This is a genomic window from Rhodocytophaga rosea, assembly GCF_010119975.1.
In the GTDB taxonomy this organism is placed as follows: domain Bacteria; phylum Bacteroidota; class Bacteroidia; order Cytophagales; family 172606-1; genus Rhodocytophaga; species Rhodocytophaga rosea.
In genome coordinates, this window is sequence record NZ_CP048222.1 from 3,743,565 (window position 1) to 3,760,633 (window position 17,069).

Sequence of the window (17,069 nt, forward strand, 5' to 3'; positions counted from 1 at the left end):
ACTGAATTACCAATACTCAGAATCGGAGTTTATATAGGTTAATGTTAGTTATTCTTATAAAATACTTCACTGTTTCTATCCGGTAGCAGCATCTGCATCATGTGTACCTTCACTCAGATCGGTGTCTTCATCGTTGTTTGCAGGCGCATTGTCCAAACCGGTATTATTGATCATTTCATTGGTGTCTTTGGGTGCAGCTTTTACCTTGGCTGCATTAGCCGGATCGGTTGAAAAAACTTCTTCAGTGGTTGTTTCCTTAGAGTTATTGTCCTCTTCTGGCTGGGCAAGCTTACCGGTATTGGTATCAGGAGAAAGATGTCTCTGGTAGTATTTCATAGATCAGAAATTTTGTGTTAAATGGTAAAATATACCTTGCAAGCCTATCTACGACAACTAGCTGTTTTAGTCGAAGAAAAACAAAACTATTTTATAGTTCATGCTAGATGCTCTGCAAACGTGTCTATTAATTATATGATATGAAAGAAAAGATGCTTTATTGAATGGTAAAAGCTTTGTTAAAAAGCGAAGGTATCAACGTTTAAAAGTGGATAAGATTCGGTTGAGTACGAAATTAACGTCGTTGCGAGCCCGGCTGAATTCAGATATTTTAACAATTTTAGTATCAGCTTCCCAATAGCCTTTTACATGTTTATTCAGGTTATCTTCCAGATCATGCAAGGCAGTTTGCCGACGGCTATCAAAAAAATCATGATGTGGGTTTTTAAGCTTGCTGATAATCTCGATGGATTTGCCAATCAGCGATTCCAGCTCTTTTGCTTTCTCGTCGTCTACGGGCAGGTTGTTAATTTTATCCCGGATGTTTTTCAGTTGTGTGATTAGTTCTGTAGCCATAGCGTATCTATAAATCTGCTCTAAGTAAACATTCCAGCTAGACAAAAATCTGATAGTTTTTAAAATTACTATATCTCTTTCAGACTTTTTCTCTATTCATTAATTTTTAAACGCATCTTCGTTACACCATCTCTAGAAATGTAATTATCATAATTACGCATTTAAGGACAAAGAAGTTAAAGAGATGTATCTTTTTATATATCAAGCGGTTTCCTGAATAGCTTCACTTTCAATAGGTTCTTTGCGGAATTCTCCTTCCCACTTAGCAATTACTACCGTTGCCAGGCAGTTACCAATTACATTTACAGACGTACGGGCCATATCCATTAGTTCATCTATGCCCAGGATAATAAAAATGGGCTCCACAGGCAAACCAAAAGAAGCAGCCGTACCTAATAAAATAACCAGAGAAGCCCTGGGCACACCAGCCACTCCTTTGCTGGTGAGCATAAGGGTAAATACCATCAGGAGTTGTTGTCCGAACGAGAGTTCAATACCAGCAGCCTGCGCCACAAAAACGGAAGCTAACGATAGGTATAAAGTTGTGCCATCCAGGTTAAAACTATAGCCCGTAGGCATTACAAACGCTACTATTTTCGGAGGCACCCCGATTCGAACCATCGCCTCCATTGCCCTTGGCAAGGCAGCTTCGGAACTCGTAGTGGCAAAGGCGATAGAAACCGGTTCGGCAATGGCTTGCAAAAAATCCTTGATAGGAAGCTTGATAATGAGTGCCACTGGCAACAATACACCCAACAGGAATACAATCAGAGCAATATATAACGTTGCCAACAATTGGAACAAGTTTACCAGAATGCCCAATCCCATATGCCCAACAGTGTAGGCGATAGCAGCTCCTACACCAATAGGGGCAAAGTACATAATAAGGTTGGTGAACTTAAACATGACTTCTGACAAACCCTCTGCAAAACGAAGTACGGGTGCCCTGAACTTCTCTTTTACCATCGCCAGAGCAATTCCGAAAATGACGCTGAATACGACAATCTGTAATACTTCTCCCTCAGCAACCGATTTGGCTATATTCTCCGGAAAAATGTGGAGGATAATATCTGTTGTGCTTTTTTTGGCTACCTGAGGCAATTCTTCATGGGCAGACGTGGGTAAATTTATTCCTTCTCCTGCTTTACTAATATTAATGGCTGCCAACCCAACAAATAACGCAATAGTAGTCACTACCTCAAAATACAAGAGTGATTTCCAGCCCATTCTGCCTACTTGTTTCAGGTCTGAGTGACCGGCGATGCCCACGACCAGCGTGCCAAAAAGTAATGGAGCAATAATGGTTTTGATAAGTTTAAGGAATATCTGGCTCAGTACCCGCAGATTTACCGCAAATTCCGGAAAGTCGTTGCCTATTTCAGCTCCTACTGCCATACTGACCAGAATCCAGGTAGTGAGTGACTTTTTCTGGAGTGCAAATGCAATTAGTCCACCCACGGCGAGCCACCGTACAGCCATTAAAATTTCAGAGGAGATTGAGATAAGGCCCAGATAATTAATAGCTGTGAGCAAGGCGGCCAGTGAAAGGGTAACAGCCAGAACAATTATAGAATTTTTCATGATGGTTCGTTTCAAAGGAAGCAGATGGGTCTGGTATTCTAATCTATTCTATTCTTGCAAGATAGGAAAACAGATGCTACTTTATGAATAATTTTATTCACGTCCACCTATTGTATTTGCTCCATGTTTATGCAGGCTTATTTCAAAAAAATGTTCTTATATACAGACTGGGCGAATTTTACCATTCTGGATATGCTAGAACAAAGTCAGATCAGCGATGAATACATCATCAAACTGATGAGCCACATTGTAAATGCCCAGTTCGTCTGGCTCGACCGGGTTATCAAGCAACAGCACAATTTTAAGGTATGGGGCGTTCTTACGTATCCAGAAATACGAACGGCTCTACTCGAAAATCAAGCCTTGTGGATGACTTATTTGAATGAGAGTGAACCAGAACACCTATCAACCATTATTTCCTATACCAATCAAAGTGGAAGTCCCTTCGAAAGTGTAAGTAGCGATATTATTACTCAGGTAATTAATCATTCTACCTATCACCGGGCACAAATTGCCAAAGCATTGCGGGAACTCGGGTTTACTCCGCCCAACACAGATTTTATTATGTATTGTCGTTTGCAGGAAAACAGCTAATAAAAATAATGCTGGGAGTGTTAAAGGTTATCTTAAGAATTGTTACTTCTCTTTTTCTGGAAGATTTTTTTATAAACAGGCTTTCTGTACAAAAATTGAAGGTACAATACAGGATACAGCAGAAAATCGAACAGGAAGAAAGATGAACGGAAGGTAATATCATCGATTATAGCGGCTCCAGAGCTTTTGTTTACAATCCGGTGTTTATGCCGCCAGTACTTTAGAAAAAAAGGCAATTGTATACCTTCGTCAACAAAATAAATTTCTTTGCTATTTGTATTATTCTCTGTAATCAGGCTTTTCCATACTTGCTTAAAAATTATAAAATTCAATTCCAGGTGAACTTCATCACCTTTGGCGTTGCCATCGAAACGCAATAACTTTACAGGCGGAAAGGGTGGGTTTAAGGCTTGAAACAAAGATTTTCCAAAGTTTTGCGCCACCTGCTGGTAATCCATCGCCACTGGTGTAATAATTATAAATCTCATATAGAAAAGCATTACATTCACCCTGTCAAATGCGTACATTCTGGCTTACTTCTTGAGGAAGGAAACATAACATAGCAAACTACTGTATGAACCGTTTTAATAAATATTTAACTACTATACTCCTGTTATTGTTAACGGCCAGCGCCTATGCACAACAAGATTCTTTATTTGTGAAACGAAATAGAGAAGAATTCAGAGAAAAGCCAGCCTGGACGGAGAAGATAACTTTTGGTGGTAACTTTGGCCTTCAATTCGGACGTATCACCCAGATTAATGTTTCTCCTTTAATTGGCTATAGAATCACCGATAAGTTTGTTGCCGGGGGCGGCCCTTCCTATATTTATACAAGCTACAAATACAGTAACGGCTTAAAAGTAGAAAATACTATTCTGGGTGGACGTGCTTTTGCCCAGCATATTGTTTTTGACAATCTGGCTGTTCGTGGTGAATTTGAATACTTAAGTATTGAATACCCTGTAGCGTATACAGGGACAGATTTTATAAAGAAAAAGGAATGGGTGGCTAATCCTTTAATAGGTTTATCTTATAGTTTTCCATTAGGCCGTAAGTCTTCTTTTAACATTACAGCCCTTTATAACCTCAATTATCAAAATAGTTTAAACAGGCAATATCTATATGGAAGCAGCCCTCTGGTGATACGTGCCGGATTTATGTTATAAATAACAATTACCATTTTTTGCCTATCCTGAAAAGTTTTCATTTAGAACTGAATACTTTTCAGGATTTGTCTTTTATATCTGTTTCTCATCCGGATTGGAATCAGAATATAGATATCTCAACTAATTTTAACCAAAGGCAAATGGTAAGCTCTTATTGACTATTCTTCAAATTGTAGGATTTTTCGTAATTGCCTGATGCTTTAATTTATACATTTGAGATAAAATATGTGTGTATCATGAGCCAAACTACTTCTTCCAATAAGCTGTTTTTCCTGATAATTTGTTCTTGTTGGCTATCCGTTGTTTCATACAGCCAGACTATTACAACTCCAGGTACTTCTTCGCAAAATTATCAGCCGCCCGTTTTTACAGATAATGACCGGCTGAGTAAGATAAAAGAGATTCTACCCGCCATTGAAAATATCTATAAACAGTATGGAGAGCAAAAGCAATTCCCCGGATCAGCCTTTGGCGTTGTGGTAGATGGTAAACTGATTTATACAAAAGGATTTGGTTATGCTGATATACCTAAGAAGAATCCATTTACAGCCTCATCCATATTCCGGGTTGCGTCTATCAGCAAAAGTTTTACGGCAATGGCTATTCTCAAACTGCGGGATGAGGGCAAATTACAATTGGATGCACCTGCCTACCAGTATATTCCTGAGTTAAAACAAATAAAATACCTCTCCTCGGATGCACCAGCCATAACTGTCCGGGATTTATTAACGCATTCAGCAGGTTTTCCGGAAGATAATCCCTGGGGCGACCGTCAGCTGGCAGATACAGATGAGGAGTTACTCAATATGGTAGGGGCAGGTGTTTCTTTTTCTAATGTGCCTGGTGTCACGTATGAATACAGCAACATGGGATTCGCCTTACTGGGATATATCATTACTAAAGTTTCCGGCAAGCCCTATCAGCAATATATCACGGATAATATATTCAAGCCACTGGATATGACTCAAACCTACTGGGAATATACCAAAGTGCCGGCCACACAACTGGCACATGGCTATCGTTCAACGGCAAATGGCCAATTCCAGGAAGAGGCTTTGTTGCATGATGGTTCGTATGGAGCAATGGGAGGCATTCTTACTACTGTGGAGGATTTAGCTAAATATATAGCATTACAGCAGGCTGCCTGGCCTCCAAGAAATGATGCGGAGTCAAAAGTGATGAAACGTAGTTCTATCCGGGAAATGCACCAGTTATGGCGGCTTGGAAGTCTCAATGCGAAGTATAAATATCCCAGTGGCCGTAATTGCGCTATGGTAAGTGGATATGGCTATGGATTGCGCATATCCAAAGACTGCGATAACGTAACTACTATTGGTCATAGTGGAGGCTTACCAGGATTTGGGAGCAACTGGGTAATATTGCCAGACTATGGAATTGGGCTGATCTATTTTAGTAATCTTACGTATGCGCCTGCTTCTATTATAAATGTACAGGTAATGGATACTCTGCTTGCTCTCACAAAACTTCAGCCTTATACATTGCCTGTATCAGATATACTTGAAAAGCGCAAGAAAGAATTAATCCAACTCCTGCCAGCATGGCAAAATGCCGCCAATACTGGCATTTTTGCTGAAAATTTCTTCCCTGACCATTCACTCGAGTACCGGAAAAAACAATCTGCCGATGTATTTGCAAAAGCCGGAAAGATCATTCGCATCAGAGAATTTATTCCACAAAATCAGCTGAGAGGCAGTTTTATTATGGAAGGCGAGAAAGCAAATATTGGTATCTATTTTACGCTAACCCCAGAAAAAAATCCGCTGATCCAGGAGTTACACATTAGTGAGTTGCCTAGATAGCAGCTTGCACATTGTCTCAGTTTACATAAGTCTAGCTTTTTCATTTGTAGCTCCAGTCTACATTTCAATGCTATATACTTACACGATTTGGATAATAGAATATGTATTTAAAAATTTTAGATTAACCTAAAAAATATATTTAGTAATACTAAACATTTTTTTAGGTAATAAATATTATATTGCACCCATATATCTAAAAAATGTAAGATGAAAATATTTTGTACGCTATTAATCCTATTTTTAACTATAATATTTGCTCACGCACAATCAACAAAAGGTATTATCCAGGGAAAAATCAGCGCTGGAAATCAACCTATCCCATTTGCAAACATCACATTAGAAAACACTCAGATAGGAAATACGTCCGATGAAAAAGGAATTTTTGAACTGAAAAATATAGAAGTAGGTAACTATAGGCTATTGATTTCTGCGGTAGGATATGAATTATACAAAGCTAATGTAGTAGTAAAAGCTGAAGAAACAATCCGCTTAAAAGTTCAACTGAAAGAATCACAGCTGAATCTGGATGAAGTGGTGGTGACAGGTACCATGAAAGAAACATTTATTAAAGACTCGCCGGTAAAAGTGGAAGTGATTACCCAGAAATTTCTGCAAACCAATCCGACAAATAATGTAATAGAAGCGGTACAAACGGTAAATGGTGTTCAGGAGCAAATTAATTGCGGGGTTTGTGCCACCAACGACATTCATATTAACGGAATGGAAGGCCCCTATACTTTAGTACTCATTGATGGGATGCCAATTGTGAGTTCGCTGGCTACGGTCTATGGGTTTAATGGGATTCCCACCGCGCTGGTTGACCGGATTGAAATTATTAAAGGTCCTTCGTCTACCTTGTATGGAACAGAGGCGGTTGGCGGGGTAATTAATATTATTACCACAAAGCCTTCTAAAATGCCCATCATCAATTTTAATATTTTTTACACTACCCATCGGGAATTAAATACAGATCTGGCTGTTACGCCCCGGATTAGTGATAAGATTACGACTACATTCAGTGCCAATTATTACCGCAACCAGTACCGGCTTGATAAAAATGAAGACAATTTTACAGATGTACCGCTTACAGAACGGCTATCTTTATTTAATAAATGGGTATTTGAACGGAAGCACAATCGCCAGGCAAGTGTGGCGGCAAGGTATTATACGGAGAATCGCTTTGGTGGAACCTTACAATGGGAGCCGGAACACAGAGGAAGCAGCCAGATTTATGGCGAATCTATCCGGACCAACCGCTTTGAATTGATTGGTACCTATCAACTCCCTATTAACCGGCAAAACCTGAGAATTGATTATTCTTATAACCGGCATTTGCAGGATAGTTATTATGGACATACTTATTATAAAGCCGCCCAATCGGTGTATTTCGCAAATCTGGTGTGGGATAAATCTTTTCAAAACCATGACTTGCTGGTTGGAAGCACTTTCCGGTATCAATCGTATGAAGACAATTCAGCTGCTGATACAGACGATAAACGCTTTGTACCTGGAATATTTATTCAGGACGAATGGAAATTTCGCCCAGGAAGCAGTTTATTAACTGGCGTCAGGCTGGATCATCATCAGAAACACGGATTTATTGTTTCTCCCCGTATTAATTTAAAACAAAGCTTAGGAGAATACACAACTGCCAGATTGAATGTCGGAACTGGTTTTCGGGTAGTAAATTTGTTTACAGAAGACCATGCCGCTCTTACTGGTGCCAGAACAGTAGTAATTGAAAATGACTTACAACCAGAAGCATCTTATAATGCCACGCTCAATTTAAATCAAGGCTATACTTTTGGAGAAAGTGCAGGTTCTGTAGATGTAGATATATTTTATACCTATTTTACCAATAAGATTATTCCAGATTACGATACAGATCCCAACTACATTTTTTATGATAACCTGGAAGGCTTTGGAATTTCCCGGGGGATTGCTTTTAATGTCCAACATACTTTCCTGTTTCCCCTGCGGCTGAATGCTGGGGCTACTTTGCAGGATGTGTATGAAATGAAAAAAGATGCATTAGGAAATAGATTAAAGGAGAGGCAGGTATTTACACCCAGATTATCAGGTACTTTTGTGGTGGGCTATCAGTTTAAGAAAGCAAATATTTCTGTGGATTATACTGGCCGGGTAATGGGGCCTCAACGGCTACCTGTATTTGAAAACCGGCCTACTCAATCACCCTGGTATAGTATTCAAAATGTTCAGATTACCAAAGAATGGAAAAAAGCATTTCAACTATATGGAGGCATAAAAAACATCTGGAATTTCACACAAGACAGTCCCCTGATTAACTGGCAAACTCCCTTTGATCCCAGTTTTGATACAGCCTACGCCTGGGGACCTTTACAAACCCGTAGATTATATCTGGGCATGCGGTGGAATATCCGGTAAAAATTATAAGCAACTATATTTCAAACAGTCTATAATAAAAAAGCCTGTACAAAACTTTGTACAGGCTTTTCGTATGGTTATGAATAAATTATTTTCTGTTTTCTACTTCTTCGTAGTCAACATCGGTTACATCGGAATCTTTGCCACCATTGTTCGCTGACTGGTTTGTACCTGCATTAGGCTGGCCACCATCAGTTGGTGCGCCGGCACCAGCTGCATTATACATTTCTTGAGAAGCATTCTGCCAAGCTGCATTTAAGGCATTCATGGCTGAATCTACACCAACTAAATCTTTTGCACCATGTGCTTTCTTCAATTCAGCAAGTGCACTTTCAATCGCAGTTTTATTACCTGCAGAAAGTTTATCTCCATATTCCTTCAACTGTTTCTCCGTCTGGAATATCAGTGAGTCTGCATTGTTGAGTTTATCTATGCGTTCTTTCTCTTCTCTATCGGCTTGCTCATTGGCTTTCGCTTCATTACGCATTTTCTCAATTTCTGCATCTGTTAAACCCGAGGAAGCTTCAATACGGATCTTTTGTTCTTTACCAGTGCCTTTGTCTCTAGCCGATACATGCAAAATACCGTTGGCATCAATATCAAAGGTTACTTCAATTTGAGGCACACCTCTTGGGGCTGGTGGAATACCATCCAGGTGGAAGCGGCCAATCGTGCGATTATCTCTCGCCATTGCTCTTTCTCCCTGCAATACGTGGATTTCCACAGAAGGCTGGTTGTCAGAGGCTGTTGAGAACACTTCAGATTTCTTAGTAGGAATCGTGGTATTGGCTTCGATCAATTTAGTAGATACGCCACCCATGGTTTCAATACCCAAAGAAAGCGGAGTTACGTCGAGCAATAACACATCTTTTACCTCACCAGTCAATACACCACCCTGAATGGCGGCACCTACGGCTACTACCTCATCTGGATTTACACCTTTAGATGGCTTTTTGCCGAAAAATTTTTCCACTTCGTCCTGAATTCTTGGAATACGGGTAGAACCGCCCACCAGAATTACTTCATCAATATCAGCATTGCTCATGCTTGCATTTTTCATTGCTCTTTTGCAAGGTTCCAGCGTACGCTGAATTAGATCATCACATAATTGCTCAAACTTTGCGCGGCTTAATGAGCGAACCAAGTGTTGAGGAATGCCATCTATCGGCATGATATAAGGCAAGTTAATTTCAGTAGACGCAGAGCTGGAAAGTTCTATTTTAGCTTTTTCAGCAGCTTCTTTCAAACGCTGTAAAGCCATTGGATCTCTGCGCAGATCAATTCTGTGGTCATTCAGGAATTCCTGAGCCAGCCAATCAATAATTTTCTGGTCGAAGTCATCGCCACCCAGGTGTGTATCACCATCCGTAGATTTTACTTCAAATACGCCATCACCCAGTTCCAGAATAGAAATATCAAATGTACCTCCACCTAAGTCGAATACAGCAATCTTCATTTCCTGGTTTTTCTTGTCTAAGCCATAAGCAAGAGCAGCGGCGGTAGGTTCGTTAATGATACGTTTCACATCCAGACCAGCAATCTGACCGGCTTCTTTAGTAGCTTGTCTTTGGGCGTCATTAAAATAAGCAGGTACCGTAATTACCGCCTCTTTTACTTCGGTTCCCAGATAATCTTCAGCTGTAGATTTCATCTTCTGAAGAACCATAGCTGAAATTTCCTGTGGCGTATATAAACGGTCGCCAATTTTTACACGAGGTGTATCGTTATTCCCTTTTTCTACAGTATAAGAGATATTTTTCAATTCATTGGCAATTTCTGAATATTTTCTACCCATGAAGCGCTTAATGGACTGAACAGTATTTTTGGGGTTGGTAATGGCTTGGCGTTTAGCAGGGTCACCCACTTTTCTTTCACCGTTACCATTGTCAAGAAATGCTACAATTGAAGGGGTGGTTCTCCGGCCTTCACTGTTAGGAATTACAACAGGCTCGTTTCCTTCCATTACAGCTACGCAGGAGTTGGTTGTACCCAAGTCAATTCCAATTATTTTTCCCATAATATATAATAGTTATAAGTGTTAAATATCATCGTTTATTATCCCTTTTCATTCATACGGGATAAGCACTACTGGTGTTTATCAATGTATATGCCAACCGGAAACTAAGCCATCCAAAATGACATATTGTCAGAGTTCATTCTCTTATCTGGCCAGATGCGTTAGTGGGACGATAAAAAGGAGGGAAATGGTAAAACTTGGTTAATTCATTACTCAAAAAAGGTATTTGCCAAACCGCTGTCAAGAAAAATTTTTCCTAAGAAAAGCAGGTTTCTTTTTCAGAATATTAACTGAGGGATATGCTAGTAAATTTATCCTCATTAAATAGTATACACAGTGATCCTGAATCAACTGATTAAATTAATATTTGATATACAACTACTTAATAGGAGATTATTATGATATCTATTTTATTTATGCATAGTTGTAAGCCTACTTTATCAGCAGAACTTGATATACTGAAAATAGATAATTCATTGATTAGAGAAATAAATTGAAATAAGTGAAGGAAACTGTTACATAAAAATATGTAGAGTGAATATGTCACTTTTGTTTAAGTAATATGACAAAACACACTTATAAATTACAAAGCTTTTCTTATGTGAAAGTAACTGGCTGTTTCTCTGCATTTGATTTCAGTTAAATTGCAAAACTATAAAAATACAGGAGCAGACAGAGTGTAGTTGAAAGGCAAATGAAAGATTTTTTAGGGGGCTTTATCTTGTTAATATGTAATGCTGTTTCATTCAAAAGAAAATATTATACCTATCAACTCTATGCAAGAAATTGAAATCGCAGAGTTGCGAAAATTGACAGAACTGATAAAGGAGAAATATAATTACGATTTTTCGAATTATGCCATGTCTTCTTTTAAGCGGAGAATACAACGGATTCTTGAACTATATAAGCTTGCTTCAGTTGATGTGTTAATCAAACGCCTGACCGACGAACCTAAATTTTTTAAGGATTTTGTATCGGAAGTAACTGTGAACGTTACTGAAATGTTCCGTGATCCTTCTTTCTGGCGAGAATTACGAGACCATATTCTTCCTAATATTTTATTAAACCATAGTAACATTAGTATCTGGCATGCTGGCTGTTCTTCAGGGGAGGAAGTTTTTTCAATGGCTATTGTGCTTAAAGAAATGGGCGTACTAGATAAGACAAAAATTGTAGCCTCAGACATAGATACAGATATTTTACAAAAAGCAAAATCTGGTGTGTACTCCATGAAAAATATGGAGCTTAACCAGAAAAATTATCTGCGTTTTCAGGGAACGAGCAGCCTGGATAAATATTACCGGGAAGATAACGGAAAAGCTATTATGGATAAGTCGCTGGTAGAACAAGTATCATTCCGGGAGCATAATCTGGTAGCCAGTACTGCTTTCTCAAAATTTGATTTGATTCTATGCCGGAATGTGATGATTTATTTTAATCAAACATTGCAGAACAATGTACTCAAAATGTTCCATGAGAGTTTGTTTAAATATGGGTATCTGATTGTAGGTTCTAAAGAATCATTGATCTGGTGTGAAATTGCTAATAAGTTTATCGTAGCCAACAACGAGGAAAAAATTTACAAAAAGATAAAAGACTAACCTAACATAATTGTCTGTAAAAACAGATACATGAGTCAATTTAAACTACATAATCAGTACAAAGCCATTGTTATTGGGGGGTCAGCTGGCAGTTTTCAGGTGATCAGTAAAATTCTGTCCAGCCTGCCCAAAGACTTTGAACTGCCTATCATCATGTGTTTGCACCGCCTGAAACATGTACGGCACGGATTTGTGGAGGCATTAAATATAAAAAGCAGTATTACTTTAGAAGAACCTGAAGATAAAGACAATATAAAAAAAGGTAAAATATACCTGGCTCCGGCTAATTACCATATGTCAGTAGAATTAGGTAATTCCTTTTCATTATCTACCGAAGAAATGGTAAACAACTCCAGGCCATCAATAGATATTACGTTAGAAACGGCTGCTTATGTATATAAAAACAAGTTAATAGGCATTCTTTTGTCGGGAGCTAATAAGGATGGGGCACTTGGAATGAAGAAGATAAAAGACAAAGGAGGGCTTACCATTGTGCAGGACCCAAAAGAATGTATGATTGATACCATGCCTACTTCGGCTTTAAAAGTAACCCAGATTGACCATATATTAACCACTCAACAGATTATAAGTTTTCTTCTGGAATTAGATAAAGTCTATAAACAAGCCTAAAACTCTGGTAATCTGTATCTTGAACGAAATGTCCATTTGAGTAATCGAAAATCAATGAAAGCAATAAAGAAAAGTTTAAGTGTAGCAACGGTTATTCTCTTTGTGTTAGGCATTATAGTAATTGCTTACTTTTTGTATAATGCGCCTGCTGAAATGGCAGATACTCTAGCTATAAAGGAATTAGGTCAGCACACACAGATTAACAACATCTTCAGGCAAATCAGTATTCTGGTAGGGGTAGAGATTGCTATAGGCTTGTTAGCGATCGTTCTTTTAATTACCGCTCAGAATCAGGCCTTACAAGCCAAGCATGAGAACGCCACTACCCAAACGCTTTCTGATGTTTATACAGAAACAGAAACTAAGCAGCAAGTTGCTTTGTCGGAACGTATTTCTGCTGTTGAGTTGACTTTACAAAATGATTCTGCCGCTGACAATAAAGTAATACTTGAAAAGATATTGAATAACGTTTGCAATGAGCTAGAGGCTTGTCAGGGAGCGCTGTATGTTACAAGGCAGCAACATCAGAAACGGGTATTAGAACTCACAGCCAGTTATGCTTATTACTTTGCAGAAAGTAAAACGATTAGCTATGAATTTGGAGAAGGATTAATTGGACAGGTTGCTAAAGAAGGCAAAACAATTAACATCAGCACTATTCCTGAAGGATACATTACTATAGTTTCTGGTCTGGGAAGTTCTTCACCAAATCATCTGATCATAATTCCGCTGTTATTCGAAAATAGTGTAGCAGGAATACTAGAGATAGCCTCCTTCAAAAAAATCACTAAAACTGACGAAGAGTATTTAAACGGCCTTGCACCTATACTGGGAAAAAGCTTAGCCAATCAACCACAGGCCATTGTGAATGCTGAATAATTGTGTTCAAAATTTTAAGGTAACAAAATATTAACTGAGGAAATATGTTGAAGAAAATACGAATTGGCAGCAAAATTACTGTGTTGGTACTCACTTTAGTGTTTATTACCATATTAGTAGTGAGCTTTATTTCCTATGACTTGAATAAAAAGTCTGTGGAAAGAAGATATTTCGAAGCGGTGCAGGTAATAGCCAATCTGAAAGCTCAGAAACTCGAATCTTTTTTTACCCAACTCCACTCTGCTATTTATGTAACTCAGCAATCACCTGTTGTTAAGGACAAAATTGCTGCACTTCAACAGGATGAGCAAAGTCCTGATTACATGTCGGCAACCATAGAATTAGGCGTAGCTTTAGAACCAGTTAAGCAGATGTACAATCTTTCCAATATTTACATTTCAGATGTAAATGGGAAGATTCTGTACAAGCAGGATGAAAACAAAGAGGAAATTTCACCCGCTCATTTAATTGATCTGCATCTTTCTTCAGCCAGTAAAGACTCTATATTTTTTGGAAATGTCTTCAAGCAAGATAAGAACTTTTTGCAACTGGTGGCGGCTCCTATCAGTAGTGTTAATGGCAATGCAGGATTTATTTTATTCGAGGTGGATATGCTTCCAGTCTATGCCATCACTAAAGATACCATTGGCTTAGGTAATACTGGTGAAATTGTTCTGGCAAAACTAACAGCGAACCAACTTTTTTATCTGAACCCTTTACGCCATCAACCAAAGGCCATACTTACTCAAAGTGCCTATAAAGAAAAGGCTTCTTCAGAATATAGTTTGCAACAAGCGGTAAAAGGGAAAAAAGATGTTGGATATGATACAGATTACCGAGGTAAAAGAGTAGCTGCTGCCTGGCAACCTATTCCTAAAACTAATTGGGGGCTTGTTGTAAAAATAGATACAGATGAAATTTTTCAGCCAGTAAATGAATTAAGAAATAACTTTATTATAGCTGGTATCATCGTACTATTGAGCACATTAGTAATAGGCTTTGTATTCTCACATTTACTCATTAATCCGCTTATTTCTTTAAAATCAACAATGAAGCAATTAGGAGAAGGTATTCTTCCTAATAAGTTGGAAAAGAACAGCGATGACGAAATAGGAGAGATGGCTGATACTGTTAATAATCTGGTAGAAGGATTGAAAAAGACAGCCAGCTTTGCCCATCGGATCGGAGAAGGCGATTTTGATGCAGATTTCAAACCCATGAGTGCCAATGATATCCTGGGTTTATCACTGCTCAATATGCGGGATAGTATTCAACAATCGGCCAAACGGGATGATGAACAAAACTGGATAGTAACTGGCGTAGCCGAAATTGGTGATATACTTCGCTCTACTAATAATATTGAGGAATTAGGTGAAAGAGTAATTGCATACATCACTAAAAAAATAGATGCAATACAAGGAGCTTTTTATGTAGTGAATGACGAAGAGGAGGAAGAGCGGTTTATTGAAATGACTGCCAGTTATGCATATCATAAAAAGAAATATCTCTCTGCCAGATTTAGGTTTGCAGAAGGATTAGTAGGTCAGGCTGCCATTGAGCAGGATACTATCTTACGTACAGAAATTCCAGACCAGTATGTAACTATTACCTCAGGTCTTTTGGGCGATAAAAAGCCAAAGTGTATTCTGATTGTGCCACTCATTACTGTAATTGGAAGTGAAAAAATAGTGTATGGCGTAATTGAATTTGCAGGTTTTGAAAGGTTCAGTTCCAGAAATGTCCGGTTTGTGAATGAGGTAAGCGAAATTATCGCCCGTACTATATTCAATATCAAGGTAAACGAAACTACTAGGAAATTACTGGAGAAATCTCAAAAGCAAAGTGAGGAATTACAGGAACAGCAGGAGATTTTAAGACAGAATGCCGAGGAAATGCAAAGCACACAGGAGGAACTAAAGCGGACTAACTATGCGCTGGAAGAACAGATAGAGGAGGTAAACCGGGCTCAGAAAAAAATGCAAATCCTGCTTGAAAATGCTTCAGAGGTAATTACCATTTATGAGAAAGACAGGAAAATCAGATATGTAAGTCCATCTGTAGAGAAAATTCTGGGTTACAGGCAGGAAGAATTAATGGGCATCAACGATATTATTTACGTGCATGAGTTGGGCGTAGATTCGGTTGATAATATGTTTAATGAGCTGATTGAAAATCCTCAGCAAAAAGTTACTGTCCAGTTTAGCTATACCCAGAAAAATGGCCACCAGGTCTGGCTGGAAGCAACCGGTACCAATTTGTTAGCAGACCCCGCTATTAGTGGTATTGTTATCAATTCCAGAGATATTACTGAGCGTAGAAGAGCTGAGCAGGAATCCAGAATGCGTGGACAAATGCAAGCATTATCAGAAAATTCACCAGACTTAATTACCAGGTTCAATAAAGAAGGTGAAGTATTCTATATCAACCCGATTATTGAGGCATATTCAGGACATCATAAAGAGGAATTTTTAAGTAAGTCTATCCAGGAAGTTACGTTAAATGAGAAAGTAATCAATTCATGGACTGATATTCTGCACACCGTATTGACCAACCAGGAGAAAGTAGCTACTGAAATGGATTTTCCATCAGTGTTGGGTGACAGAGTAATGCAGGTAAATGCTATCCCTGAATATAATGAGCAAAGCGAGATTGAATCTGTCCTAGTAGTATCTCACGATATCACCGACCGGAAAATAATTGAACTGGAGATCCAGAGTAAAAATAAGAAGATCACAGAGAGTATCAATTACGCCAAGCGGATACAGGGAGCTATTCTTCCTAATAATATTATCATTCAGAATATTTTCCCTGAATCATTTATCCTTTATAAGCCACGAGATGTAGTGAGTGGAGACTTTCCCTGGTTTATGCAAAAAGGCGATGATATGTACATTGCTGCTGTAGACTGTACTGGTCATGGGGTTCCGGGAGCTTTAATTTCTTTGATCGGATATTTCCTGCTCAATAACATAGTAAACAATAAAGATAATTCTGAGCCTGGAGTTATATTAGATCAATTAGATAAAGGAGTAACAGAAACCTTGAAGCAAGACAGCGATGATTCTTCAACCCGTGATGGAATGGACATTGCTTTATGTAAAATTAACCTCAAGAAGAAAACTCTTCAATATGCAGGAGCACACCGTCCCTTGTATTTCATGCACGGAGGTGAACTTACTGAGATTAAAGGAGACAAATTTCCGATTGGAGGTGGCCAGTATAAATCACGGACCAACTTTACTACCACAACTTTATCCCTTGGTCAAGGTGATGCCGCTTATTTCTGTTCAGATGGATTCCCAGACCAGTTTGGTGGACCGGAAAACAGAAAATTCTCTCCAAAGAAAATCCGAGATATTATTACCAACAATCAGACAGCTGACATGCGCAGGATGCACCAGATCTTTGATGAGGAGTTTGAAGGATGGAAAGGAGAAGAAAAGCAAACAGATGATGTGCTGATGATAGGAATTAAATTTTAAATCTAAATAAGTAAAACAATAAATAGTTAAACAGAAGTG

At 38.6% G+C, this 17,069-nt stretch carries 13 protein-coding genes; 8 read left to right on the forward strand and 5 right to left on the reverse strand.

Annotated elements, in window-relative coordinates; translation table 11 throughout:
• Positions 1 to 75: 75 nt before the first annotated feature.
• From GXP67_RS15610 to GXP67_RS15620, 3 genes are all read right to left on the reverse strand, one after another.
• Positions 76 to 336: a hypothetical protein gene (locus tag GXP67_RS15610; RefSeq protein WP_162443982.1), complete on the reverse strand. Its 261-nt coding sequence runs from the start codon at positions 334 to 336 to the stop codon at positions 76 to 78.
• A 195-nt stretch (positions 337 to 531) separates the two neighbouring features.
• A complete protein-coding gene (locus GXP67_RS15615) occupies positions 532 to 852 on the reverse strand; it encodes a hypothetical protein (RefSeq protein WP_162443983.1) in 321 nt (106 codons plus the stop codon).
• Positions 853 to 1,053: 201 nt separating this feature from the next.
• Positions 1,054 to 2,433 (reverse strand): dicarboxylate/amino acid:cation symporter, encoded by a 1,380-nt coding sequence (locus tag GXP67_RS15620; RefSeq protein WP_162443984.1) that lies wholly within the window; start codon positions 2,431 to 2,433, stop codon positions 1,054 to 1,056.
• Between the two features lie 150 nt (positions 2,434 to 2,583).
• Here GXP67_RS15620 and GXP67_RS15625 point away from each other — a divergent pair, with 150 nt between their 5' ends.
• Complete coding sequence (locus tag GXP67_RS15625; RefSeq protein ID WP_162443985.1) at positions 2,584 to 3,027, forward strand: DinB family protein; 444 nt, start codon at positions 2,584 to 2,586, stop codon at positions 3,025 to 3,027.
• A 32-nt stretch (positions 3,028 to 3,059) separates the two neighbouring features.
• Here GXP67_RS15625 and GXP67_RS15630 read toward each other — a convergent pair whose 3' ends face one another.
• Positions 3,060 to 3,515: an SRPBCC family protein gene (locus GXP67_RS15630; protein WP_162443986.1), complete on the reverse strand. Its 456-nt coding sequence runs from the start codon at positions 3,513 to 3,515 to the stop codon at positions 3,060 to 3,062.
• Positions 3,516 to 3,601: 86 nt separating this feature from the next.
• Here GXP67_RS15630 and GXP67_RS15635 point away from each other — a divergent pair, with 86 nt between their 5' ends.
• From GXP67_RS15635 to GXP67_RS15645, 3 genes are all read left to right on the forward strand, one after another.
• Positions 3,602 to 4,195 carry a hypothetical protein gene (locus tag GXP67_RS15635; RefSeq protein WP_162443987.1) on the forward strand — a complete coding sequence of 198 codons (594 nt, stop codon included), beginning with the start codon at positions 3,602 to 3,604 and terminating at the stop codon, positions 4,193 to 4,195.
• A gap of 236 nt (positions 4,196 to 4,431) precedes the next feature.
• Complete coding sequence (locus tag GXP67_RS15640; RefSeq protein ID WP_162443988.1) at positions 4,432 to 6,015, forward strand: serine hydrolase domain-containing protein; 1,584 nt, start codon at positions 4,432 to 4,434, stop codon at positions 6,013 to 6,015.
• Between the two features lie 207 nt (positions 6,016 to 6,222).
• Complete coding sequence (locus tag GXP67_RS15645) at positions 6,223 to 8,421, forward strand: TonB-dependent receptor (RefSeq protein WP_162443989.1); 2,199 nt, start codon at positions 6,223 to 6,225, stop codon at positions 8,419 to 8,421.
• Positions 8,422 to 8,509: 88 nt separating this feature from the next.
• Here the strand turns inward: GXP67_RS15645 and dnaK are convergent, their stop codons facing one another.
• A complete protein-coding gene (dnaK, locus tag GXP67_RS15650; RefSeq protein WP_162443990.1) occupies positions 8,510 to 10,438 on the reverse strand; it encodes a molecular chaperone DnaK in 1,929 nt (642 codons plus the stop codon).
• Between the two features lie 776 nt (positions 10,439 to 11,214).
• Between dnaK and GXP67_RS15655 the strand changes: the two genes are divergently transcribed.
• Genes GXP67_RS15655 through GXP67_RS15670 form a run of 4 tightly spaced genes read left to right on the forward strand, consistent with a single transcriptional unit; the run spans position 11,215 to position 17,030 of the window.
• Positions 11,215 to 12,039: a CheR family methyltransferase gene (locus GXP67_RS15655; RefSeq protein ID WP_162443991.1), complete on the forward strand. Its 825-nt coding sequence runs from the start codon at positions 11,215 to 11,217 to the stop codon at positions 12,037 to 12,039.
• A 30-nt stretch (positions 12,040 to 12,069) separates the two neighbouring features.
• The gene (locus GXP67_RS15660; protein WP_162443992.1) at positions 12,070 to 12,669 is read left to right on the forward strand and encodes a chemotaxis protein CheB; all 600 of its coding nucleotides are present in this window, start codon (positions 12,070 to 12,072) and stop codon (positions 12,667 to 12,669) included.
• Positions 12,670 to 12,723: 54 nt separating this feature from the next.
• Positions 12,724 to 13,548: a GAF domain-containing protein gene (locus GXP67_RS15665; protein ID WP_162443993.1), complete on the forward strand. Its 825-nt coding sequence runs from the start codon at positions 12,724 to 12,726 to the stop codon at positions 13,546 to 13,548.
• A 44-nt stretch (positions 13,549 to 13,592) separates the two neighbouring features.
• On the forward strand, positions 13,593 to 17,030 hold the full coding sequence (locus GXP67_RS15670; protein WP_162443994.1) for a PAS domain S-box protein: 3,438 nt from the start codon (positions 13,593 to 13,595) through the stop codon (positions 17,028 to 17,030).
• The last annotated feature ends 39 nt before the right edge of the window (positions 17,031 to 17,069 follow it).